24 protein-coding genes and 1 pseudogene are annotated in these 21,065 nt (G+C 71.3%); 15 read left to right on the top strand and 10 right to left on the bottom strand.

Going from position 1 to position 21,065, the window contains the following annotated elements:
• Positions 1-14: 14 nt before the first annotated feature.
• From G5C60_RS04035 to sigJ, 6 genes are all read left to right on the top strand, one after another.
• Positions 15-335 carry an L-rhamnose mutarotase gene (locus G5C60_RS04035; RefSeq protein WP_165254772.1) on the top strand — a complete coding sequence of 107 codons (321 nt, stop codon included), beginning with the start codon at positions 15-17 and terminating at the stop codon, positions 333-335.
• A gap of 56 nt (positions 336-391) precedes the next feature.
• The gene (locus tag G5C60_RS04030) at positions 392-1,825 is read left to right on the top strand and encodes a BNR repeat-containing protein (protein ID WP_165254771.1); all 1,434 of its coding nucleotides are present in this window, start codon (positions 392-394) and stop codon (positions 1,823-1,825) included.
• A 79-nt stretch (positions 1,826-1,904) separates the two neighbouring features.
• Positions 1,905-2,930 carry a LacI family DNA-binding transcriptional regulator gene (locus tag G5C60_RS04025; RefSeq protein ID WP_165254770.1) on the top strand — a complete coding sequence of 342 codons (1,026 nt, stop codon included), beginning with the start codon at positions 1,905-1,907 and terminating at the stop codon, positions 2,928-2,930.
• Between the two features lie 52 nt (positions 2,931-2,982).
• On the top strand, positions 2,983-4,293 hold the full coding sequence (locus G5C60_RS04020) for an alpha/beta fold hydrolase (protein WP_165254769.1): 1,311 nt from the start codon (positions 2,983-2,985) through the stop codon (positions 4,291-4,293).
• Positions 4,294-4,309: 16 nt separating this feature from the next.
• Positions 4,310-5,053 carry a PIG-L deacetylase family protein gene (locus G5C60_RS04015; RefSeq protein ID WP_165254768.1) on the top strand — a complete coding sequence of 248 codons (744 nt, stop codon included), beginning with the start codon at positions 4,310-4,312 and terminating at the stop codon, positions 5,051-5,053.
• 43 nt (positions 5,054-5,096) lie between these two features.
• Positions 5,097-6,005 (top strand): RNA polymerase sigma factor SigJ, encoded by a 909-nt coding sequence (gene sigJ, locus G5C60_RS04010; RefSeq protein WP_165254767.1) that lies wholly within the window; start codon positions 5,097-5,099, stop codon positions 6,003-6,005.
• Between the two features lie 7 nt (positions 6,006-6,012).
• Here the strand turns inward: sigJ and G5C60_RS04005 are convergent, their stop codons facing one another.
• Entirely contained in the window at positions 6,013-6,213 is a 201-nt protein-coding gene (locus tag G5C60_RS04005; protein WP_165254766.1) for a DUF5999 family protein, read from the bottom strand.
• 195 nt (positions 6,214-6,408) lie between these two features.
• On the opposite strand from G5C60_RS04005, the gene G5C60_RS52980 reads away from it, so the two are divergent.
• Positions 6,409-7,266: a pentapeptide repeat-containing protein gene (locus G5C60_RS52980; RefSeq protein ID WP_165254765.1), complete on the top strand. Its 858-nt coding sequence runs from the start codon at positions 6,409-6,411 to the stop codon at positions 7,264-7,266.
• An 89-nt stretch (positions 7,267-7,355) separates the two neighbouring features.
• On the top strand, positions 7,356-8,081 hold the full coding sequence (locus G5C60_RS03995) for a DUF2470 domain-containing protein (protein WP_165254764.1): 726 nt from the start codon (positions 7,356-7,358) through the stop codon (positions 8,079-8,081).
• On the opposite strand, the gene G5C60_RS03990 is transcribed toward G5C60_RS03995, so the two are convergent.
• The 4 genes and pseudogenes from G5C60_RS03990 to G5C60_RS03975 all read right to left on the bottom strand — a co-directional run.
• The gene (locus G5C60_RS03990; protein ID WP_165254763.1) at positions 8,049-9,272 is read right to left on the bottom strand and encodes a lactonase family protein; all 1,224 of its coding nucleotides are present in this window, start codon (positions 9,270-9,272) and stop codon (positions 8,049-8,051) included. The two genes, G5C60_RS03995 and G5C60_RS03990, sit on opposite strands and share 33 nt — an antisense overlap.
• A gap of 126 nt (positions 9,273-9,398) precedes the next feature.
• A complete protein-coding gene (locus G5C60_RS03985) occupies positions 9,399-10,457 on the bottom strand; it encodes a hypothetical protein (RefSeq protein WP_165254762.1) in 1,059 nt (352 codons plus the stop codon).
• A gap of 40 nt (positions 10,458-10,497) precedes the next feature.
• Positions 10,498-11,745, bottom strand: a complete 1,248-nt coding sequence (locus G5C60_RS03980; protein ID WP_165254761.1) for an FUSC family protein — start codon at positions 11,743-11,745, stop codon at positions 10,498-10,500.
• A gap of 190 nt (positions 11,746-11,935) precedes the next feature.
• Positions 11,936-12,025 (bottom strand): annotated as a pseudogene (locus G5C60_RS03975) (FBP domain-containing protein); the annotation flags it as partial.
• Positions 12,026-12,102: 77 nt separating this feature from the next.
• On the opposite strand from G5C60_RS03975, the gene G5C60_RS03970 reads away from it, so the two are divergent.
• On the top strand, positions 12,103-12,981 hold the full coding sequence (locus G5C60_RS03970) for a DUF3626 domain-containing protein (protein ID WP_165254760.1): 879 nt from the start codon (positions 12,103-12,105) through the stop codon (positions 12,979-12,981).
• 24 nt (positions 12,982-13,005) lie between these two features.
• On the opposite strand, the gene G5C60_RS03965 is transcribed toward G5C60_RS03970, so the two are convergent.
• Complete coding sequence (locus tag G5C60_RS03965) at positions 13,006-13,365, bottom strand: hypothetical protein (RefSeq protein WP_165254759.1); 360 nt, start codon at positions 13,363-13,365, stop codon at positions 13,006-13,008.
• 174 nt (positions 13,366-13,539) lie between these two features.
• Between G5C60_RS03965 and G5C60_RS03960 the strand changes: the two genes are divergently transcribed.
• On the top strand, positions 13,540-14,523 hold the full coding sequence (locus G5C60_RS03960) for a phosphotransferase family protein (protein ID WP_338145680.1): 984 nt from the start codon (positions 13,540-13,542) through the stop codon (positions 14,521-14,523).
• 68 nt (positions 14,524-14,591) lie between these two features.
• On the opposite strand, the gene G5C60_RS03955 is transcribed toward G5C60_RS03960, so the two are convergent.
• From G5C60_RS03955 to G5C60_RS03945, 3 genes are all read right to left on the bottom strand, one after another.
• The gene (locus G5C60_RS03955; protein WP_165254757.1) at positions 14,592-15,551 is read right to left on the bottom strand and encodes an SDR family NAD(P)-dependent oxidoreductase; all 960 of its coding nucleotides are present in this window, start codon (positions 15,549-15,551) and stop codon (positions 14,592-14,594) included.
• A 228-nt stretch (positions 15,552-15,779) separates the two neighbouring features.
• Positions 15,780-16,958, bottom strand: a complete 1,179-nt coding sequence (locus tag G5C60_RS03950; RefSeq protein ID WP_165254756.1) for an FUSC family protein — start codon at positions 16,956-16,958, stop codon at positions 15,780-15,782.
• A gap of 105 nt (positions 16,959-17,063) precedes the next feature.
• Positions 17,064-18,092 (bottom strand): PHP domain-containing protein, encoded by a 1,029-nt coding sequence (locus G5C60_RS03945; protein WP_165254755.1) that lies wholly within the window; start codon positions 18,090-18,092, stop codon positions 17,064-17,066.
• 180 nt (positions 18,093-18,272) lie between these two features.
• On the opposite strand from G5C60_RS03945, the gene G5C60_RS03940 reads away from it, so the two are divergent.
• The gene (locus G5C60_RS03940; protein ID WP_165254754.1) at positions 18,273-18,509 is read left to right on the top strand and encodes a hypothetical protein; all 237 of its coding nucleotides are present in this window, start codon (positions 18,273-18,275) and stop codon (positions 18,507-18,509) included.
• A 77-nt stretch (positions 18,510-18,586) separates the two neighbouring features.
• On the opposite strand, the gene G5C60_RS03935 is transcribed toward G5C60_RS03940, so the two are convergent.
• Positions 18,587-19,180 carry a VanZ family protein gene (locus G5C60_RS03935; protein WP_165254753.1) on the bottom strand — a complete coding sequence of 198 codons (594 nt, stop codon included), beginning with the start codon at positions 19,178-19,180 and terminating at the stop codon, positions 18,587-18,589.
• 224 nt (positions 19,181-19,404) lie between these two features.
• Between G5C60_RS03935 and G5C60_RS03930 the strand changes: the two genes are divergently transcribed.
• The 4 genes from G5C60_RS03930 to mbhE are packed head-to-tail and all read left to right on the top strand — an operon-like array spanning position 19,405 to position 21,059.
• A complete protein-coding gene (locus G5C60_RS03930) occupies positions 19,405-19,590 on the top strand; it encodes a hypothetical protein (RefSeq protein ID WP_165254752.1) in 186 nt (61 codons plus the stop codon).
• Positions 19,587-20,045, top strand: a complete 459-nt coding sequence (locus G5C60_RS03925; RefSeq protein ID WP_165254751.1) for an MrpF/PhaF family protein — start codon at positions 19,587-19,589, stop codon at positions 20,043-20,045. The genes G5C60_RS03930 and G5C60_RS03925 overlap by 4 nt, the downstream gene beginning before the upstream one ends.
• Positions 20,038-20,298 carry a Na(+)/H(+) antiporter subunit B gene (locus tag G5C60_RS03920; RefSeq protein ID WP_165254750.1) on the top strand — a complete coding sequence of 87 codons (261 nt, stop codon included), beginning with the start codon at positions 20,038-20,040 and terminating at the stop codon, positions 20,296-20,298. The genes G5C60_RS03925 and G5C60_RS03920 overlap by 8 nt, the downstream gene beginning before the upstream one ends.
• On the top strand, positions 20,295-21,059 hold the full coding sequence (gene mbhE, locus G5C60_RS03915; protein ID WP_165254749.1) for a hydrogen gas-evolving membrane-bound hydrogenase subunit E: 765 nt from the start codon (positions 20,295-20,297) through the stop codon (positions 21,057-21,059). The genes G5C60_RS03920 and mbhE overlap by 4 nt, the downstream gene beginning before the upstream one ends.
• Positions 21,060-21,065 lie beyond the last annotated feature (6 nt).

Below are 21,065 nucleotides of genomic sequence, written 5' to 3'. Positions count from 1 at the left end.
CCGGAGGGTCCTTGATGCAGCGCGTGTGCTTTCTGCTGAAGGTCCGCGAGGACCGGATCGCCGAGTACCGCGAGCGGCACGCCGCCGTGTGGCCGGAGATGCTCGAAGCGCTCTCGGCCACCGGCTGGCACAACTACTCGCTCTTCCTGCGCGACGACGGCCTGCTCGTCGGCTATCTGGAGACCGAGGACTTCGCGGCGGCCCAGGCCGGCATGGAGGCCGCGGAGGTCAACGCCCGTTGGCAGGCGGAGATGGCGCCGTTCTTCGAGTCGCTGGACGGCGCCCGGCCCGACGAGGCGATGAAGCCGCTCACCGAGGTGTTCCACCTCGCCTGACAGAACACCGTTCCCACTGAAGTGCTCGATCTCGCCCGACAAAGGAGTCCCCCGAGATGAGAAGACGCACGTTGCTGGCCGGCACCATCCTCAGTGCCGTGGCCGGCCCGGTCATCGGCGCCGGTGCCGCACGGGCTGCCGACCCCGGTCCCTCGGTCACGCGCATCGGCAGCTCCACGCTGGACAGCCAGGCCATCTTCTTCGTGTCGTACGACGGCCTGGTCAACAACAACGCGTTCCAGAAGAACGGGCTGCTGACCTACAAGGGCTACCAGTACGCCGTCTGGTACACCGCCGACCGCAACGCCGTCGTCGGCCGCCGTGCGCTCGGCGCGAGCACCTGGTCCACCGTCAAGGTCGGCCACACGCTCCGGTACAACGACTCCCACAACGTCATCTCCATGGGCGTCTCCAAGATCGACGGCCGGCTGCACCTCAACATGGACTCTCACAGCGACGGCTTCACCTACGTGAAGTCCGTGGCCGGGCTCCTCGACAACCCCGCCGGGCTGAGCTGGACCACGAGCCGCTTCGGCGCACCGCAGTCCACCCTCGACGGGCTCGCGCTCACCTCGCAGTTCACGTACCCGCAGTTCATCTCGACGCCCGAGGGCCGGCTCCAGCTCAGCTACCGCGTGGCGGTCTCCGGCAACGGCCGCAACGCACTCGCCGAGTACGACGGCACCAGGTGGACCAACCTCGGCGAGTGGACCAGCTCCACCGGCACCTACACCAGCGAGCACGGCTCCAGCACGGCCCGCAACATGTACCTGCACGGCATCGACTACGACCGCAACGGGCGCCTGCACGCCATGTTCACTTGGCGTGAGCAGAACGCCGCCGTGATGTGCAACGGCGGCGGCATCACCAACCACGACACCGGCTATGTCTACTCGGACGACCGGGGCCGCACCTGGCGCAACAACGCGGGCGCCGTCGTCGGCACCACCGGAAGCTCCGGCAGCGCCGACAGGGTTTCCGTCACCGACGCAGGGCTCGTCGTGGACCCGCTCAATCCCGACCACTCGCTGATGAACCAGGAAAGCCAGTTCACCGACTCGGCCGGCCGCCCGCACGCCATCATCAGCTACGTACCCGGCCGCTTCGGTCAGTGCACGACGAACTACGTCGCCGACCGCACCGCCAACGGACGTGCCTTCCTCGTCCGCAAGAGCTCCTCCGGCCCCTGGCAGAAGACCGAGATACCGGTCCCGCTGAACTCCAGTCAGCGCACCAAGCTGGTCATGGACAAGTACAACAACGCGTACGCGATCTTCCCGTTCGGCCGGATCGCCGGAGCTTCCGCGGCCTCCGGACACACGGACTGGAGGCTGCTGTTCGACGGCGCCGGGCTCAACGCCTTCGGCGAGGTCGTGACCGACGAGACGCGCATCGCGCAGGACGGAGTCCTGTCGTTCATGTACCAGGAGAAGTCCAGCGGTACGACGCCCTCGGCGCTCCACGTCATCGACTTCCGGCTGCCCGCGTGACCGCTGCTCACAGCGGCGGGCGCGCCGGTAATGTGAAGGCCTGCCCGCCGCCCCTCGTCACCCTGGAGGTCTCTGCCTGATGGCCCAGTCGGTGGGTATCAAGGATGTCGCCCGCGTCGCCGGAGTCTCCGTGGGCACGGTCTCGAACGTCATCAACCGGCCGGACACGGTCGCCTCCGAGACCCGTGCCCGTGTGCTGTCCGCGATAGACCGGCTCGGCTATGTCCGCAGCGAGTCGGCGCGTCAGCTGCGGGCCGGGCGCAGCCGGATCATGGGCCTGCTCGTCCTCGACATGGGCAACCCGTTCTTCGTGGACGTGGCCCGCGGCGCCGAGCGCGCCGCCCGTGACGCCGGGCTCGGCGTGATGGTCTGCAACAGCGCACAGAGCCCGGGCGAGGAGGCCGACTACCTGTCGCTCTTCGCCGAGCAGCGGGTGCGGGGCGTGCTGTTCACGCCCGCCGACGCGACCGGGCGGAACATCGCGGCGTTCCGGCGCCACGGCATCCCGTTCGTGCTCGTCGACCGGGTCGCCGAGGGCACCACCGAGTGCTCGGTCTCGGTCGACGACGTGGCGGGCGGAGCGCTCGCCGTACGCCATCTGGTCGACGCGGGCCACCGCTCCATCGCGTATGTGAGCGGACCGCCCGGCCTCAACCAGGTCAGGGACCGGCGGACGGGTGCGCTGAACGCGCTGGCCGAGGCCGGCCTCGGTGCCGAGTGTCTGCGTGAACTGCCCACCGAGCGGCTCGACGTGGCCGCGGGGCGCGACGCCGGTGCGCGGCTCCTCGGCCTCGCCGAGCGCCCGACCGCCGTCTTCTGCGCCAACGACCTGCTCGCGCTCGGCGTTCTGCAGGCGATGTTCGCGGCCGGGGTGTCCGTGCCCGACGACCTCGCGATCGTCGGCTACGACGACATCGAGTTCGCGGCGGCAGCCGCCGTCCCCCTCACCTCCGTACGGCAGCCCGCCGTGACCATGGGCGCGCTCGCCGCCGAACTCCTCCTGGAGGAGACCGAGGCCGAGACGGCACCGGTCCCGCACGAGCACCGGAGCGTCGTACTCCAGCCGGAACTCGTCGTACGCCGCTCCAGCCTGCCGCCCCGCTGAGGACCATGTGCTGAACTGGCCCTGAAAGGTCCGTACGTCCTCGGGAGCCGCATTGAGCGTCAGTTACCGTCAGCCCGGCGTGGTCCTCGCCGACCGCCGCTTCACGGTGCCCCTCGACCACGACGACCCGAACGGGGAGACGATCGAGCTGTACGCCCGTGAAGTAGTCGCGAGCGACAAGAGCGACAAGGCTGTCCAGGACCTGCCCTGGCTGGTCTACCTTCAGGGCGGCCCCGGCTTCGGCGCCAACCGCTTCATCGGGAAGCAGGCCTGGCTCGGCCGCGCCCTCAAGGAGTACCGGGTACTGCTGCTCGACCAGCGCGGCACGGGCCACTCCACCCCCGCCAACCGCCAGACCCTTCCGCTGCGCGGCGGCCCGAGCGAACAGGCCGACTACCTCGCGCACTTCCGCGCCGACTCCATCGTCCGCGACTGCGAGGCCATCCGCCCCACGGTCACCGGCGGCGTCCCCTGGACGGTTCTCGGCCAGAGCTTCGGCGGCTTCTGCACGGTGACCTACCTGTCGACCGCGCCCGAAGGCCTGCGCGCCGCCCTGATCACCGGCGGCCTGCCGACCCTGGACGGGCACGCGGACGACGTCTACCGGGCCGCGTACCCGCGTATCGAGCGCAAGGTCGCCGCGCACTACGCGCGTTACCCGCAGGACGTCGAGCGGGCGCGGCAGATCGCCGAGTACCTGCTGCGGCACGAGCCGGTCCTGAACGGCGGCTACCGCCTCACCGTCGAGGCCTTCCAGTCCCTCGGCATCCTCCTGGGCGGCAGCGAGGGCAGCCACCGGCTGCACTACCTCCTGGAACACGCCTTCGTCCGCACCGCCCAGGGCCAGGCCCTCTCCGACGCCTTCCAGGAGGACGTCCAGTCCGCCCTCTCGTTCGCGGGCCACCCGCTGTACGCGCTGGTGCACGAGGCCTGCTACGGCCAGGGCGAGCGGCCCACCGCCTGGTCCGCCGAGCGGGTCCGCTCGGAGTTCCCGCAGTTCGACGCGGCCAAGACCCTCGCGGGCGACGGCCCCGTGCTGTTCACCGGTGAGTCCGTGCACCCGTGGACCTTCGACTGCGACCCGTCCCTGCGTCCGCTGCGCGCGACGGCGGACCTCCTCGCCGAACGCACGGACTGGCCCCCGCTGTACGACCCCGCCCGCCTCGCCGCCAACGAGGTCCCCGTCGCCGCGGCCGTCTACCACGACGACATGTACGTCGACACCGATCACTCGCTGCGGACGGCGCGGAGCATCCGGGGGCTGCGTGCGTGGGTGACGAACGAGTTCGAGCACGACGGAGTACGGGCGGGCGGTCCGCGCGTACTGGACCGGCTGATCGCCCTGTCACGGGACGAGGTCTGAACGTAACCTGCGAACCATGACGGAGCCGACCAACGACCAGCTCAAGCCCATGCCCGACGACTGGCAGCGGGCTCTCGCCGTGGTGGCGCACCCGGACGACCTCGAGTACGGCTGCTCGGCGGCGATCGCCGCGTGGACGGACGCGGGCCGGGAGATCGCGTACGTACTGGCGACCCGCGGCGAGGCCGGCATCGACACACTGGAGCCGGCCGAGTGCGGCCCGCTGCGGGAGCGGGAGCAGCGGGCCAGTGCGGCCGTCGTCGGGGTGAGTGAGGTGGAGTTCCTCGATCACCAGGACGGGGTCGTCGAGTACGGCATCGCGCTGCGGCGGGACATCGCGGCGGCGATCCGCAAGCACCGGCCCGAGCTGGTGATCACGCTCAACCACCGGGACACCTGGGGCGGGGTCGCCTGGAACACGCCGGACCATGTCGCCGTGGGGCGGGCCACGCTCGACGCGGCCGGGGACGCGGGGAACCGGTGGATCTTTCCCGAACTCGCCGACCAGGGCCTCGAACCCTGGGACGGGGTCCGCTGGGTCGCCGTCGCCGGTTCGGCGAGCCCCACGCACGCGGTGGACGCCACGCCGGGACTGGAGCGCGGGGTGCGGTCTCTGCTCGAACACCGCACCTATATCGAGGTGTTGACGCGTGAGGACCCGGAGACGTACGTCCGTGGCTTCCTGACCGGCCACGCGCAGACGATGGGCGAACGCTTCGGCGGGAAGCCGGCCGTGGCTTTCGAGCTCTTCAGCCGGTAGTGACTCGGACGGCAGTTGTTCCGACAGGACACGGGGGAAGACAGTGACGGCGAGGGACGAGTACGCGCGCCAGACGGATCTGGCACGGCGGTTCGAGGACCACCGCGACCGCCTGAGGGCGGTCGCCTACCGGATGCTCGGCTCACTGAGTGAGGCGGAGGACGCCGTCCAGGAGGCCTGGCTGCGGCTGAGCCGCTCCGACTCCGACGCGATCGAGAACCTCGCCGCCTGGCTGACCACCGTCGTCGGCCGCGTCTGCCTGGACATGCTGCGCTCGCGCACCGCACGGCGCGAGGAGTCCATCGACAGGCTCGACACATACGTACCCGACCCGGTCGTCAGCCCGCTGGAGCGGATCGACCCCGAGCAGGAGGTGCTGCTGGCCGATTCGGTCGGGCTCGCCCTGCTGGTGGTGCTGGAGACGCTGGAGCCGGGCGAGCGGCTCGCGTTCGTGCTGCACGACATGTTCGCCGTGCCCTTCGGCGACATCGCGTCCATCGTGGACCGCTCTCCGGCCGCGACCCGTCAGCTGGCCAGCCGGGCACGTCGCCGGGTTCAGGGTGCCACCCCGGCGCCCGATCCGGACCTCGGCCGGCAGCGCGAGGTCCTCGACGCCTTCCTCGCCGCCGCGCGCGACGGCGACTTCGAGGCGCTCCTCACCGTCCTCGACCCCGATGTGGTGCTGCGCGCGGACTCCGGGACGGTCGTACGGGGCGCCGCGGCGTCCAAACTGGTCCGCGGTGCCGCGGCGGTGGCCGGACAGGCGCTCATGTTCCGGCAGATGGCGGAGTCCTCGCGGCTCGTACTGGTCAATGGCGCGGTGGGTGTCGTCATCGTGGTGGAGGGGCAGCCGATGGGAGTCATGGGGGTCACCGTCGTGGACGGAAGGATCGTCGACATCTGCATTCTGGCCGACCCGGAGCGGCTGGAACGGCTGGATCTCGGTCACTGAGGCCGGCTCAGGCCGCCACGGTCAAGGTGCGGAGGGCGCGCAGCGGGTTCACGATCCGGCCGTCCGGGAGGAGTTCGCCGGTGTCGTCGAAGACGATGGTGCCGTTGCACAGCCGGTACCAGCCCTGCTCGGGGTGTGCGGACACGATCACGGCGGCGTGGTGGTCGGGGCTCTCGGCGGTCGGGCACGGGGGCTGGTGGGTGCACATGACGCTCTCCTCGGTTCGTTTGCTTCGTTTGGTTCGTATGGCTCGTACCTGAGTTGGGCTCGTATCTCCGTAGTAGCGGAGCTTGTTTTCTTCTGTATGTGGAGACCCCCACAGCGCAGAAAATTCATCGGTGAGGATTCGTTCGACGGAGGCGAGTCGGATGGGTCGAGTTGAGCCCGACGTAGGCTGATCGTCATGCAGGACAACCACCTCGACCTCCAGGATCTGCGCGCGGACTGCACCCGGTGCTTCGGCCTTTGCTGTGTCGCGCTGCCCTTCTCGGCCTCGGCGGACTTCGCGGTCGACAAGGAGGCGGGGCGGCCGTGCTCCCACCTGCGAACCGACTTCGGCTGCGGCATCCACACCGAGCTGCGGCAGCGCGGCTTCCCGGGTTGCACCGTCTACGACTGCTTCGGCGCCGGGCAGAAGGTCTCGCAGGTCACCTTCGGCGGGGAGGACTGGCGGGCGGGGACCGGGGAGCACGCCCGGCGGATGTTCGACGTCTTTCCCGTCGTACGGCAACTCCATGAACTGCTCTGGTACCTGACGGAGGCGCTGACCCTGTCCGCCGCCCGGCCGGTCCACGCCGACCTCCGCCGGCTGCTGCGCGAAACCGAGCGGCTCACCCTTCAAACCCCGGAGGAACTCGGAGAGCTGGACGTGGGAGCGCACCGGCAGAAGGTCAATGTGCTCCTGCTGCGGACGAGCGAGCTGGTGCGGGCCGGGCCGGCTGGTGAACGGGTGCGGGCAGGGGCGCGTGGCCGCAAGAAGGACCGCCGGGGCGCCGACCTCATGGGCGCCCGTCTCAAGGGCGCCGATCTCAGTGGCGCCGACCTGCGCGGTGCCTACCTCATCGCCGCCGACCTGACCGGCGCCGATCTTCGGGGCGCGGACCTCATCGGCGCGGATCTCCGCGACGCCGACCTCACGGACGCCGACCTGACCGGCGCCTTCTTCCTGACCCAGCCCCAGCTCAACGCGGCCAGGGGCAGCGCCGGTACGAGACTTCCGGGTTCAGTCACCCGACCCGTGCACTGGACAGCACAGCCCTGACGGCACGTCCGCAGGGAAAAGGGCTGGATGTGGTTGGCGTCGGCCTCGATCTTCGGTAGGTTAGGCAAGGCTTACCTAAGGAGGTTCGGATGGGTGACCGTCACACCTGGACCGCCGTGCCGGCAACGGCGCAGCGTGCCCGCACCGTGCTGGCCACGGCATGGTCCTGCGCGGTGACCGCGGAGGGCGGCCGCGAAGAGTTCATCGGCGTCCACACCGTCGCCGAGGACGGCCGCGTGCTGCTGCGTCTGCCGGACGACAGCATGCTCGCCGCGGCCGCGATCTGCGCGCCACGCGGAGAGCCGTCCGCCGTGCTCGAGTTCGCCGACGTCGCGCCCGTCCCCGTACGAAACCGCATCCGCGCCCGGCTCTGGCTGGCCGGCTGGTTCGCGCCCGAGGACGGACACCTGGCGTTCAGCCCGACCCGCATCGTGCTGCGCGATCCCGGCGGGGCGGTCGTGGTCGACCTCGACGAGTACGCCCGCGCCGAACCCGACCCGCTGGCCACGGCCGAGGCCCGGCTGCTGACCCACCTCGCCGACTGCCACCCGGACGCCGTCGAGCGGCTCACCCGCCTCGTCGAGCCCGACAACCTGCACGGCGCGGTGCGCGTCCAGCCGCTCGCCGTCGACCGGCACGGACTGACGCTGCGCATCGAGCGCTCGCGCGGCCACGGCGACGTACGGCTGCCCTTCCACCGGCCCGCCGACGACCTCGGCCAGCTGACGGAACGTATGCACATCCTCATCGCCCAGGCGAGCGCCGGGACCTGCCCCCGTGCCCTACAGCGGCAGCGCACAGACGGCGACGGGTGACGCGAACGGCTCGCCCGCGAGCCGGAGTTCGCCGGACTTCTCGTCGACGTGGAAGACGCTGACCGTGCTCGACTTCTGGTTCGCCGCGAACAGCAGCCTCCCGTCCGGCGAGAAGGCGATGTGGCGCGGGAAGTCGCCGCGCACCGGCACGGTGTCCAGCAGGCGCAGCCGGGCCCCGTCCGCCTCGACGGCGTACCGGGTCAGGCTGTTGTGGCCACGGTTGGCGAGATACGCGTACGAGCCCTTCTGCGTGACGAGCAGCTGCGCCGGGTAGTTCGTGCCCTCGCCGGTGCCCGTGGGCTGCGGATCACCCGGTGTGAGACGCCCCGTGGCCGGGTCGTAGGCGCACACGACCACCGTGTTGTCGATCTCGTTCGCCAGATAGGCGAAGCGGCCACCGGGGTGGAAGGTGAGATGGCGCGGGCCCGCGCCGGGGCGCGTGTGCGCCTGGGAGACCGGGGTGAGCGTGCCCGCCGACTCGTTCAGGCGATACGTGTAGACCGTGTCCGTGCCCAGATCGACCGCGAGCACATGGCCGCCGTCCGGGCTGGTGATGAACTGGTGCGCGTGCGGCCCTTCCTGGCCGGGTCCTGGCGGCGGGCTGGAGTGCGTGACGAGATCCGTACGCTCGCCGAGCGCACCCGAGGCGTCGATGGGGTGCACGGCCACGCTGCCGGACCCGTAGTTGGCACTCAGCAGCCAGCGCCCGCCGGGGTGCACGGAAAGGTGGGTGGGAGCGCTGCCGCCCGTACCGCGCGTGCCAAGTACCTTGTGGCGCCTGCTCGTCGACAGCCGGACCGCCGTCACGCCGCCGTCCGCGCGCTCGTTGACGGCATAGAGGGTGCGGCCGTCCGGATGCGCCGCGAGATAGGACGGGTCGCCGATGCCGGTGAGCGTTCCCCTGCCGGTGATCCGGCCCGTCGTGCTGTCGTACGTCGCGAGGCCGATGCCGGTGCCGCTGCCCTCGGCCGAGGTGTACGTGCCGAGGAAGAGGGGACGAGGGCCCGTGGGGCGGGGCTTTGCGGACGCGGTGGGCTTCGGGGATTCCATAGGCGCCGAGGTGGCCGCCTCGGGCTCGGGCTGGTCCTCGGTGCCGCAGGCGACCGGCGCGGTCACCGCGGCTGCCGCGAGCGCCCCGACGAAACGGCGCCTGCTCAGCACGCCTCGCGCCGGTTCCGCACCCTTGCTCATGCCCGCACCTCTGGTGTCGATCGCCTCAGCCGTGACAGCCACCTTGGCGGTTTGCCGTAGCGCAGGCAAATGCGGCATCGGGTGTTGCGCGGAGTGCAATGACCTGCCCGGGTTGTCCCCGGGGGCCTACCAGTCGCCGTCCCCCACCGGCTTCCCCGGCGCGTCCCCGAGCGGCTTCACCTGGCCGGGCGACGGCGGCTCCCAGGGCGTGTGGTCGTCGCCGAGCCAGTCGCCGACCGGCTGGACCCCGCCGAGCGTGTCCGTGGGGGAGAGGTCGTCGGCGTCCTGGTCGAAGTAGTCGAACCACGGCAGCCCGGCCCGGGTGTAGGCCGCGCGGTCGACGGGCGACGGCGGGGGCGCCTCGCCCGTGATGCGCCGCCACTCGGGAGGCGTCACGAGATGCACGAACACGCGCCCCGCCGCCGACTCGGCCCAGTCCGAGAGGGGCCGGTCGTCGCGGTAGACCTCCTGACGCATCGAGCCGCCGACGCCCAGGCCCATCGCCGCCGGGGCCCGTGGCGCGCCGCGTGCCGGGGCCGGCATCGGGCCACCTGTCAGGGTCGGTGAACCGGGCGCGGCCATCGGAAACGCGGCGCCATAACCGCCCGTAGAACCGACGTTCCGCTCCCGCTCCGCCTGCCGCCGCTGCTCCTCGCGCCACTCGGCCAGCGCGGCGTCGTTCAGCGGGAACGACTGGAGTTGTACGCCGCCCCAGACCTCCTCGCCGGTGACCTGGCCCTCGACGGTGGCGCCCAGGCCGAGCGGGACCGCCACGAACTGGCGGACCGTGCCCTTCCCCGAGTTGATGCCATCGAGCCACGGCTGCCGCGGCAGCACCACATAGTTCTGCGGCTTCCGCGCAAGCCGTGAGCTCCACGGCTTGCCGGAGACCGCGCACACCTTGCCGACGCCCACCTGAAGGGCGGCCGGCTGCCACGTACCGGCGAAGCTCAGCCACATCGCCTCGCGCAGGTACACCGGCAGCATCACACCGCCGCGCGCCAGCCACTCGGCGGGCACCGTGTCCGGGTGGTCCGCCACACGCCGTACGGGGAACTCGCCGAGCCCCGGCGGCAGCGGATGCGTCCCCTTCTCGGGCAGGCGCAAAGTCCGTATGAAGCGGACCAGTACGCCGCCCGGCAACCGCAGGGTGTTTCCGTCGATCCGTACGGTGCCGTCGGCCATGCGCACTCCCTCGGTCCTCGCTCAGGTCTCGCCCGGTTCGTCACCCAACACGATCCGAGGCGGTACGCCGGTTCCGTCTGCGGTCGCGCAGTCGGCGGCGCAGGCGGGTCAGGCTGGGCATGCGTTCGCGCTCTTCGCGCGTGCAGCGGTCCAGTTCCTCCAGGAGCCGGTCGGAGCGGTGCTCCATGTCGAGCTCGTCGAGGATCCGGGTGACCTCGGTGAGCACCGCACCGTGCAGCTGCCACTGGCGCGCGTCCCGCTGGACCTCGTCGAGGAGCAGTTGGGCCAGCTTGTCGCGAGTGGCGGTCGCCGCGGCCAGTTCCGAGGCGAGCCGGGCCTCCGCGGACTCCGCGCTGCGGCTGACGTCGGTGGTGACCAGGACGGCGAAGCTGACCACGGCGTCGCCGACCTCGGCCAGCAGCTTCTCCACCGTCGCACCGGTCTCCCGCTCGAACAGCGGCTCGGGATCACGCTGCTTGGCGAGGTCGGTGAGACTGCGGGCGAGCACCCGCAGGACCACCGCGCAGATCTCCAGCGTGTCGAGGCCGGTACGCAGGACCACCCGGTGCAACAGCCCCTCGCGTACACGCGGGTTGAGCTTCAGGCTGTCCTCGGCCTGCTTGAGGGCCGCGTCCACCTCGACGATGTCGTGGTCGAGACGGCGGGCCTCGTAAAGCCGTTCCGCCGCGTACGCCACGGGTGTGCGGCCGCCCGCCTCCTCGCCGACCAGCAGCATCAGCTGGCGTATCCGGCGCGCCAGGTCCTCGATGGACTCACCGGCCGCGCCGACCCACACCGGGGGAGCGAAGAGCAGATTGCAGCCGAGCCCGACCACGGCTCCGATGACGGTCTCCAGCACCCGCGCCCACGCCGTGTCGCCGACCTTGGTGACGCCGAGGACCAGCATCGCGCTGATCGCCACCTCGGGCACGAACTCGCTGACCCGCACCAGATGGCCGACGGCCAGTGAGGCGAGGATCAGCAGGCCCAGGCTCCACCAGGTGAGTCCGACGATGGCGCTGAACGCGATGGCGAGGAGGACTCCGGACACCACGGAGTTCACTCGGCGTACGCCCGTGGTGATGGTGGAGTAGAGGGTCACCTGTACGACGAGGAGCGCGGTCAGCGGGGCGGTGAGCGGTGCGACCTCGGGGCTGAACTGCAGCGCGACCACATAGGCGATCGTCGCGGCCGCCGCCGACCGTACCGTCTGGACGACCACGGGCTCCTGGCGCCACTTCACAACCTGGGCCGCACCGGCGGCCCAGGCCTCACGTACATCCCGCATCCTTGGCCACTTCCCGTTCCGCCGCCGCACCGAACGTGTCCTTACGGCGCGGCTCACCCGAATCGACGGCAGGGACGCACAGGCCGAGCGGCCAGTCTGACATGGCCGGAACACACGGTTGCGTGCGGCCGGGCTGCGGGCCGGCTCAGGCGTACAGCTTGTCCAGGAAGGCGGAGAGACGGCCCGTCGTCGACGGAAAGCGCAAGGTCACGCCCACGAGGCCGTCGGACCGCTCGGTCACGACGAGACAGCTGCGATCGGGCGCCCCGGGATCTCGCCAGCAAGCCGGTCGGGCCGGGCAAACCTGGGATTATTAGGTTTCTGCCTACGCTACCTAGCCGCACCGAGGGAGATCGAATGGATTTCGGGAACCCGCGTTCACCGCGGGCGCGAGCCCTGCGCCATGTGGCGACGCTGTCGCGCGGTCCCGCCGTGGACCCGGCCCTGCGGGTGACCCTGAACCTCCACCCGGACCGCCTGGCGCGCGGGCAGCCGATCCTGGAGGCGCTGGCCGAGGACGGCACGTACCACTCGCAGTTCGTCACCGGCACGAGCAACGGCGGACTGACCGCGCACCCCGGCGGCGACCGCTGGCGCTGGGAGAGCCGGATCTTCGCCGGCGCGTACGACACCGCGCCCGCACACGAGCGCCCGGTGTACGGCGCGCTGAACTTCCGCCGCCAAGTCGTCGGCGCCGCACCGAGGTTCGGCTCCTCGCACTTCCGGCTGACCGGAGACGCGCTGCGGCGCGCCACCTTCTGCTACCCCGACAGCTCCGTCGACCCGACGGCGTTCGGCGTCGCCGACAGCATGCCCCTCATCCGCCTGGCCGAGGCGGACGACCGGGACGCCCTCGACGACTACATCGAGGCCCAGGTGCACGGAGGGGTCGTACTGGACGAGGACATGGAAGCGCTGGTCCTCGACCCCTGCTATCGCGACACTCCCGTCGAGGCCGCGGCCCGGCGGCTGCCGTGCCCGGTCGAGTGGCACCCCGGATACCGGCTCTCCGTCGAGGAGCTGCGGCGCCACCCGGACTTCCGTGGTCCGCGGTACGTCGAGCTGGGCGCGCGGATCGCCGAGGACGGCCGCCTCGACCCGCGGATCATCGGCGACGCCGCCCGCACGGGCCGCTACGAGCTCCAGGACCTGAAGAAGGTGTGGCACTGCCTTGCCCGCTTCGGGGCTCCCTCCGGCAGAGGGGAGCCACGGTCGGCGGCCTCGCGCCGGGCGTGAGGGCGCCGAAGGCGTACGGCACGGCTACTGGTCGCTGCCGTCCCTGTTCGACAGGCGCAGCGCGAGCGTCTGCAGGAGTTCGGTGCTCGTGATGTCGGAGCGGCCCGTGTCGTGCAGCTCGGCGAGTTCGGAGAAGAGGAACGCGAAGGCGCCCACCAACGAGATCGCGGCGGGCATCAGCGCGTCGATGACGACCTGGCCCGCCTCGGCGGGACTCGCGTCGGCCGGCACCTCGACCGGCGGGAACACCTCCGAGACCAGCCTGCCGAGCTGGGCGTCGCCGACGTCCGCGTCGACGTCCGCCTCCTCGTTGAGCCGGCGCACCATTTCCTGGGTCTCGGTCAGGACGCCGATGGCGCGCAGGATGATCTCGCTCTGTTCCATGGGCCCGAGCGTATGCGCTCCGCTTGGGGCCGGGGCGCCTACGGGGGTGGTGAGTGGGGTTTGCGGGCGAGTGCGGGTTGTCTGTGGCTTGTCGCGCAGTTCCCCGCGCCCCTGACGGGGCGCACCCGACCCGTACGCTGTACGGAACCGGACAGCGGACAACGACAGGGGTGGGTGCAGGTGTCGGAGGAGCGGGCCCGGCGGATCCTTGAGGCGGCCGGGTTGCCGGCCGAACGTCTTGCTCGCTGCCGGTCGTTGGACGGCGGAACGTACAACGTCGTCGAGGAACTTCTCCTCGACGACGGCAGCCGTTACGTACTGAAGATCCCGCCCCCGCCCAGCGACCCCGGCATGAGTCACGAGCGTGAACTTCTCGCATCCGAGGCGGAGTTCTACCGCGCGGCCGCCACGGTCGACGTGCCCGCGCCCCGTGTCCTGGCCGTCTGTCTCGACGCGTCTGCGCCCACCGGCGCCCATCTCCTGATGACGGCCTGTCCGGGCGATCCGTGGGGCTCCTCCTTCACGGAGGGTGAACAGGCTGATCTCCGCAGGGAGTTGGGGCGCCAGGTGGCCCGTCTGCACCGCGTGACCGGGCCCGGCTTCGGGTATCCCTCCGGTGCCCTCGGCCCGTTGGCCGCCGACTGGCGTACGGCCTTCACCGGGATGTACGACGCCGTCCTGGACGATGCCCGCCGCTACCGCGCGTGGCTGCCTCTCCCGGTGGAGGAGGTCGCCCGGATGGCCAAGTCCGCGTACGACGCCCTGGACGACGTCGCGACACCGTGCCTCGTGCACTTCGATCTCTGGCCGGGGAACATCCTGGTCGAGCGCCCGGAGGGCACCGGCAGGCCCGGGATCGGCGGACTGATCGACGGCGAGCGCATGTTCTGGGGTGATCCGCTCGCGGACTTCGTCTCGCTGGCGCTGCTCGGCGACATCAGGCAGGACGAGGCCTTCCTGGCCGGCTATCAAGAGGCGGGCGGAAACGCCGCGTTCACCCCGGCGGCCCGCCGACGTCTCGCCCTCTACCGCAGCTACCTCTACCTGATCATGCTCATCGAGGCGGTCCCCCGGGCCATGGGTGCCGAGGATGTGTCCTGGCGGCGCGAAGTCGTCTCTCCGGAACTGACAGCCGCCCTGGACGAACTCGACACGTGAGCCTGTGACGCAGGCGGACGTTGCCGTGTGGGCTTCGCGGCCTGGGCCGACCCGGGGCTACCGGGGGGCTAGGCGAAGGCGTCGACCCCTGTGAGCTTCGCGGAGAGGGTCCACAGGCGGGCCGCGGACGCCGGGTCGATCGCGTAGTCGCGTACGCCGGTCATCTCGCCGTCGGCCGGGGCGGGCTCGGCGATGTCGCAGTCCTCGCAGTACACGCCGCCCATGCCGGACAGTTGCGGGGAGGTCGCCGCCCAGACCTGGGTGGCCGCACCCTGCTCGGGGGTCTTGAAGGCCTCGGGGTGCAGGACGGTACCGTTCTCGTCGATCCAGCCGCGCTCGACCATCTCCTCCTTGGCGAGGTGACGCTGGAGGGGAGTGAGGATGCCGCCTGGGTGCAGCGAGAACGCCCGTACGCCGGAGTCCTTGCCGAGGGCGTCGAGGTGCACGGCGAACAGGACGTTGGCGGTCTTCGCCTGCCCGTACGCCTCCCATTTGTCGTAGCCGTGCCGCCAGTGCGGGTCGTCCCAGCGGATGTCCGAGCGGTGATGGCCGCCCGAGGAGACGGAGACGACGCGGGCGCCGCCGGGTGCGAGCGCCGGCCACAGCCGGTTGACGAGCGCGAAGTGGCCCAGGTGGTTGGTCGCGAACTGGGCCTCCCAGCCGGGGCCGACGCGGGTCTCCGGGCAGGCCATGATCCCGGCGTTGTTGATCAGGATGTCGATGGTGCGGCCCGAGGCGAGGAAGCGCTCGGCGAACGCGCGGACGCTCTCCAGGTCGCCGAGGTCGAGTTCGTCCACCTCCACGCCGTCGATGCCGGCGACCGCCTCCTCGGCGGCCGCGCGCCGTCGCGCCGGGACGACGACGCGGGCGCCCCCCTTGGCGAGGGCGCGGGTCGTCTCCAGGCCGAGCCCCGAGTAGCCGCCGGTGACGATCGCGAGCCGCCCCGAAAGGTCGATGCCGGCAAGCACCTCGTCCGCGGTGCTCCGATAGCCGAATCCCGAACCGATCTTGTGCTGTGCAGTGGTCATGCTGTGCACGCTACGGATTGGAGCGCGCTCGAAGTCAAGGGTGGCCGAGCAGACATACAGCGAGCAGACATACAGCGCGTAGACATAGAAGAGACCCCGACCGGACGGGGGAATCACGGTCGGGGTCCCACGACTCATTCAACGGGAAACTACTGACGGGTGTTCCCAGGTCCGTGCAGGTCAACCGTGATATGTGTCACGGACATGCGTCACGGATGTGTGGCACGGCTAGTACGTCGGCCTCGACTGCTCGGTCTCGGCCCAGATGTTCTCGGCCTGCAGCAGCAGGGTCCCCAGGACGGCCGTGCGGGAGGCGTCCAGACCGGCGTGGTCGCGCAGGCTCGTCTGCAGCGCCTCGTGCAGGTCCAGCATCGTCGCCTCCGCACGGTGGTCCATGCCGTGCGCGTACGCCTCGTCGTCCGCGAGACCGTACGAACCCCGCAGCCTCCGGCTCTCGCGGTGGCACGACTCCCCGAGCAGGGCGAGCAGCCGGGCGTAGCTGTGCAGCGCCGTGCCGTCCGGCGGGTCGGCGGTCCGCTCGCTGTCGGCCGCGACCGCCAGCGCCCGGATCAGTGCGGCGACATGCCCGGTGATCCTGCTCCACCGCTCGTCCTCGTCCGCCGTCGGCACATCCAGCGGCACCCGGTGGAACGCCCTCAGCCAGTCCGCGGTGAGCCGCAGGCTCTCCTGGCTCCACCTCCTGGCCGCCCGCAGATCGTCGAGCCGGCGCACCAGACGGGCCGACGCGCGCGACCGGTTCGCGGTGGTCGACGCGTCCCAGTCGCCCTGCCGCAGGTCGTCGGCGAGGTCGGCCAGCACGTCTCCCGTCTCCCGGGCGAGCGCCGCCAGGTTCTCGCGTACGTCACGCAGGTGGACCGGCGGCAGGACCAGGGCGTTGACGGCGACCCCGATGGCGGCCCCGAGGGCGGCCTGGGCGAGGCGATGGCTGATCGCGGAGGTCGTCACGGTGTCCGAGGCGAGCGTGAACAGGGCGGTGGTCGTGGCGTAGATGCCCTGGTCGCCGAAGCGTGGCCAGTTGGCGAGCAGCATCAGCACCGGTACGGACAGGGCGAGGGCGGCCAGCGTGTTGCCCGTGAGGACCTGCGCCGCCGACGCAAGCAGCGTGCCGACGCAGATCGCCGCGAACTGCTGTGTGGCCTGCCGCAGCGAGCTGTAGACCGTGGCCTGCACCAGGACGACGGCCACCCAGGGCGCCATCAGCGCCATCGGGTCGCCCAGCCACTCATCCGCCACGATCCATGCGAGCAGCGCCGCCGCGGCGGCCTTGAGGGACTGCACGACGAGGTCGCGCTCCCTGCCGGGACCACGCCAGGCGCGCCGCGTGGCATCGACCCCGGTCCGTATCTCGTCCCGCACCCGGTCCTCGGCCTCGGTCACACGGATCATGCCGGGCGAGTAACGGAGAAACGGGACACTCATGCATCCCGGCACGCTTCCGTCACACGGGCAGACGGCATGTGCGCCGGTCCGGGCAGGCCAGGCCCCGTCACCTCAGCGGGTGGCCGGCATCTCCCTGTGCCGGGCCCAGGTCAACAGCTCCTCCGCCGACCAGGTCGTGATCACGCGCTCGGCGGGCACCCCGCACTCCTCGGCCCGCGTGCACCCGTACCCCTGCCAGTCGAGCTGGCCGGGTGCGTGGGCGTCGGTGTCCACGGAGAACAGCACGCCCGCGTCGACGGCTCGGCGCAGCAGTCGCCTCGGCGGATCGAGCCGTTCGGGACGGCAGTTGATCTCAACCGCCGTCCCCGACTCGGCACACGCTGAGAAGACCGCGTCCGCGTCGAACTCCGACTCCGGCCGCCCGCGCCCGCCGACGAGCCGGCCGGTGCAGTGCCCGAGCACGTCGGACAGCGGATTGCGTACGGCCGCGACCATGCGGCGGGTCATCGCCGCCGCGGGCATACGCAGCTTCGAGTGCACCGACACGACCACGATGTCGAGCCCGTCCAGCAACTCCGGCTCCTGGTCCAGCGAACCGTCCTCGAGGATGTCGCACTCGATGCCGGTGAGCAGCCGGAAAGGAGCCCACTGCGCGTTGAGTTCCGCCACCACAGCGAGCTGGTCCCGCAGCCGCTCCGGGGACAGGCCGCGTGCGATCGTGAGATGCGGCGAGTGATCGGTGAGCACCGCCCACTCGTGCCTGAGCCGGGCCGCCGTCCGCCCCATCTCCTGGATCGGACTCCCGCCGTCCGACCAGTCCGAATGCAGATGGCAGTCGCCGCGCAGCAGCGCCCGCAACCGCTCACCGCCCTGGGCGAGCGGATCCGGAGCCTCGCCCTCCAGCCGCTCCAGATAGCCCGGTACCTGCCCGGCCAGCGCCTCCCGCACCACCTGCGCGGTCTTCGGCCCGACGCCCTTCAGTGACTCCAGCGATCCGGTGGCCGCCCGCCGGACCACCTCTTCGGCGGGCAGCGCCGCGAGCACGCCCGCCGCCGTGCGGAAGGCCCGTACGCGATAGGTGGGGGCCTGGGACCGTTCCAGCAGGAAGGCGATCCGGTCCAGGGCCTCGGCCGGGTCCATGCCTCCAGAGTCGCGCGACCCGGACCGGTACGCACAGCGGCCACCGTGGCCTGCCTGTGCCACCATGAAGTGCGACCCTCGTTCGGACGCTGGCCACATCGGCGCAGCCGAGTGCCACGACGACTGACATCGCCGCCTCGGCAGGCTTACCGGCGGCATGTGTGTGGAACCGGTGGGATCATGACCGAAATCGCAAGCCCCCACATCTCGCACCCGCGGATCATCGTGCTGGGCGTTCAGCCCGGGGATCCGCCCTTCCGCATCGTGGAGATCGACGGTGACGTCATCGGCGAAGCCAAGTCCATCACCGACGTCCTGATGGCGGCCGCGGCGTACGGCATCCCGGTGCACGACGCCGACGACCCGGAAGTCGTCCGCTGGGTCGGCGGCGACAAGCACACGTGGACGCGCCACTGAGCGCTCCGCTGGAAGAGCGGTGATGACCCTGCGGGCCGGTAGGGGCGCGGGGCAGCGACCGGCGGGCCCCCCGCGGTTCAAGCCGGGCCCTTGCGCTTGCGTGGATGCACGGCCCGGCCCATTCGCCTGCCCAGGATGAGGTAACCGGCCATCGCCCCGGTGATGTTGAGCAGCACGTCGTCGATGTCGAAGGCGCGCCCGGTGACCAGAGCCCCCTGCACCAGCTCGACCAGCAGCATCACCGTCGCGGTCAGCGCGATCACGCGCAGAATTCCGCGGGCCCCGGGGAGTACCACTGGAAGCAGGACCCCGAAGGGGACGCCGAGGACGAGATTGCCGCCGATCTGCCTGACCGCGTCGCGGAGTTCGGGCTGGTCCAGGTAGGCCCGCAGGGACCGTCCCGGGCGCAGATTGCTGTGCGTCAGAGCCTCGGAGGCCGGAGACGGCTGCAGCGTGAGCCGGGCCAGCGCGACGGCGAACGCCACCATGGCCGCGACGGCGACCACCAGCACCAGCAGGCGCACGAGAAAGGGAAGGGGCCGCCGGCCACTCGGTGCTGGTGCCGGTGCCGGCGTCGGCCGACGGCCCGGTTTTGCCGTACGGGAGCGTGGCTTCGAGGCGCCGGATCGCGGCTTCGAGGTACCGGAGCGTGACTTCGGAGCGCGGGCCATCCAAGCCTCCAGCGTTCAACTGACGCTTCAACAAAGACAGTTACCCCCGAAACGGTCGTCGATGCCGTCACGGGCCCGTGACCTGCCCCGGTTTTCCTCCGTGTCACCGGGGCACTCCGGGCAGAAACGTGTCGCGCGCCGCCGCCGGACGGCCTTCCGGCGGTGTTTGGATGACGTGTCGGACATGTAGGTCGAAAAGGGTCAGAGGTTCGGAGGCGGTGCGGATGACGCGACGTACGAACCTTCTCCGCGCGGCGTCCGAAGTCCTCGTGTGGTGGGCCGCCTTGGCCGTTCTCTGGCTGATGTTCATCACCGCCGTGGACACCCTCGAATGGGTGGTGGGTGCGGCCGCCGCACTCGTCGGGGCCGTCGCGGCGCGTGCCGCGCGGCGGGCGGTGAGCGCGGGATGAACGGCTGGACCGCCACGGCGACGGCCGCTCTCGCCGCGGGCGGCGGGGCGGCGGTGTGGGGCGTGGCCACAGGCCCGCTGCGGCGCCGGGTCGTGGCGCAGAACCTGTCCACCACTCTGTTCTGCCCCGGTCTGCTCCTGCTCGCCCAGGGCTACGGCAGGCCCTCGTACGTCGATGTCGCCCTGGTCCTCGCCCTCCTGGGCCCCGTCGGCACTCTCGTCTTCGCCCGCCTGCTCGCCGAGGACCTCGACGAGGATCCGCCACGCGCCCGGGCCCTCACCTGGGTGGCGGCGGGCTTCGGCGCGGCGGTCGTGCTGGCGGTGTGCGTGGCCACCGGGCCGGGGCGGGCCATGGTGAAACTCCTGGTGACCGGAGCACTGCTGATCGGCGGCGCCCTCGTCGCCTCCCGGGCGCTGGCCCATGGCATGCCCAAGGGTGAGGACCGCCATGGATGACGCGGTGATCGTCGTCGCCCTGCTGCTGGTCGCCGCCACGGCGACCGCCGCCGTCACGGCCCGCGATCCCGTGCACCAGGCCCTGGTCCTCGCCGTCCTCGGCAGCGCGCTGGCCCTGCTGTTCACGGTGCTCCATGCCCCAGACGTGGCCCTGTCCCAGCTCGCCGTCGGATCGGCCCTGACCCCGCTGTTGCTGCTGCTCTCGGTACGCAAGGTGCGGCGCCGACGGCAGCGGAAGGGGCGTACGGAATGACCAGGCGCGTACGGCTGTGGATCCTCGCCGTCGGCGGCGCGGGACTCGCGGTGCTCCTCGTCGCCGCCTGTCTGGAACTGCCCGGCTTCGGCGGCGACCAACACCCCTACGGGGACCGTGCGGTGCGCGAGTCGCTGGCCCGGCGCACCGCCAACACGGTGTCGTCCGTCATCTTCGACCAGCGCGCCTTCGACACGATGGGCGAGATGACCATCCTCTTCTCGGCGGTCCTGGGCACCGTCGTGCTGCTGCGCCAGACCCGCGAGGAACACCGCGCCCGCCCGGCGCCCGCCCAGGTCGCCCTTCCCGTACGCCGATACGCGCTCATCACGCTCCCGGTGGCCCTCCTCACCGGCCTGTACGTCATCGCCCACGGACAGCTCAGCCCCGGCGGCGGCTTTCAGGGCGGCGTGGTCGCCGCGACCGCTCTGCACCTGCTGTACCTCGGCGCCGACTACCGCGCCCTGGAACGGATCCGGCCCGTCGGCCTGTACGAGGTCGGCGACGCGCTCGGGGCCTCCGCGTACCTGGTCCTCGGCATCGCGGGGGTACTGGCCGGCACGGCGTTCCTCGCCAACACGCTGCTCCCGTACGGCACGTTCAACACGCTGTCCTCCGGCGGCGCCGTCCCGTTGCTGAACGCGGCCATCGGCATGGAGGTCGCCTGTGCGGTGGTCGTCCTGCTCGCCCGCTTCCTGGACCAGGCCGTCGAGATCGAAGGGCCCGACGAGGCCGAGGGGCTCGATGAAAAAGGGGAGTGAGCCGAT

Source organism: Streptomyces scabichelini (genome assembly GCF_011045015.1).
GTDB classification, from domain to species: domain Bacteria; phylum Actinomycetota; class Actinomycetes; order Streptomycetales; family Streptomycetaceae; genus Streptomyces; species Streptomyces scabichelini.
The sequence above is the reverse complement of the archived record's forward strand: the minus strand, read 5'-3'. Positions and strand labels throughout refer to the sequence as shown.

Bases quoted from the DNA above. Each gene is read 5' to 3' on its own strand.
- G5C60_RS03965 (WP_165254759.1), bottom strand. From the start codon at position 13,365: ATGGAACAGAGCGAGATCATCCTGCGCGCCATCGGCGTCCTGACCGAG.
- G5C60_RS52980 (WP_165254765.1), top strand. From the start codon at position 6,409: ATGCAGGACAACCACCTCGACCTCCAGGATCTGCGCGCGGACTGCACC.
- G5C60_RS03990 (WP_165254763.1), bottom strand. From the start codon at position 9,272: ATGAGCAAGGGTGCGGAACCGGCGCGAGGCGTGCTGAGCAGGCGCCGT.
- G5C60_RS04030 (WP_165254771.1), top strand. From the start codon at position 392: ATGAGAAGACGCACGTTGCTGGCCGGCACCATCCTCAGTGCCGTGGCC.
- G5C60_RS03940 (WP_165254754.1), top strand. From the start codon at position 18,273: ATGACCGAAATCGCAAGCCCCCACATCTCGCACCCGCGGATCATCGTG.
- G5C60_RS03950 (WP_165254756.1), bottom strand. From the start codon at position 16,958: ATGATCCGTGTGACCGAGGCCGAGGACCGGGTGCGGGACGAGATACGG.
- G5C60_RS03935 (WP_165254753.1), bottom strand. From the start codon at position 19,180: ATGGCCCGCGCTCCGAAGTCACGCTCCGGTACCTCGAAGCCGCGATCC.
- G5C60_RS04015 (WP_165254768.1), top strand. From the start codon at position 4,310: ATGACGGAGCCGACCAACGACCAGCTCAAGCCCATGCCCGACGACTGG.
- G5C60_RS04005 (WP_165254766.1), bottom strand. From the start codon at position 6,213: ATGTGCACCCACCAGCCCCCGTGCCCGACCGCCGAGAGCCCCGACCAC.
- G5C60_RS03995 (WP_165254764.1), top strand. From the start codon at position 7,356: ATGGGTGACCGTCACACCTGGACCGCCGTGCCGGCAACGGCGCAGCGT.
- G5C60_RS04035 (WP_165254772.1), top strand. From the start codon at position 15: ATGCAGCGCGTGTGCTTTCTGCTGAAGGTCCGCGAGGACCGGATCGCC.
- G5C60_RS03980 (WP_165254761.1), bottom strand. From the start codon at position 11,745: ATGCGGGATGTACGTGAGGCCTGGGCCGCCGGTGCGGCCCAGGTTGTG.
- G5C60_RS03970 (WP_165254760.1), top strand. From the start codon at position 12,103: ATGGATTTCGGGAACCCGCGTTCACCGCGGGCGCGAGCCCTGCGCCAT.
- G5C60_RS03955 (WP_165254757.1), bottom strand. From the start codon at position 15,551: ATGACCACTGCACAGCACAAGATCGGTTCGGGATTCGGCTATCGGAGC.
- G5C60_RS03925 (WP_165254751.1), top strand. From the start codon at position 19,587: ATGAACGGCTGGACCGCCACGGCGACGGCCGCTCTCGCCGCGGGCGGC.
- G5C60_RS03985 (WP_165254762.1), bottom strand. From the start codon at position 10,457: ATGGCCGACGGCACCGTACGGATCGACGGAAACACCCTGCGGTTGCCG.
- G5C60_RS03930 (WP_165254752.1), top strand. From the start codon at position 19,405: ATGACGCGACGTACGAACCTTCTCCGCGCGGCGTCCGAAGTCCTCGTG.
- G5C60_RS04025 (WP_165254770.1), top strand. From the start codon at position 1,905: ATGGCCCAGTCGGTGGGTATCAAGGATGTCGCCCGCGTCGCCGGAGTC.
- G5C60_RS03945 (WP_165254755.1), bottom strand. From the start codon at position 18,092: ATGGACCCGGCCGAGGCCCTGGACCGGATCGCCTTCCTGCTGGAACGG.
- mbhE (WP_165254749.1), top strand. From the start codon at position 20,295: ATGACCAGGCGCGTACGGCTGTGGATCCTCGCCGTCGGCGGCGCGGGA.
- G5C60_RS03920 (WP_165254750.1), top strand. From the start codon at position 20,038: ATGGATGACGCGGTGATCGTCGTCGCCCTGCTGCTGGTCGCCGCCACG.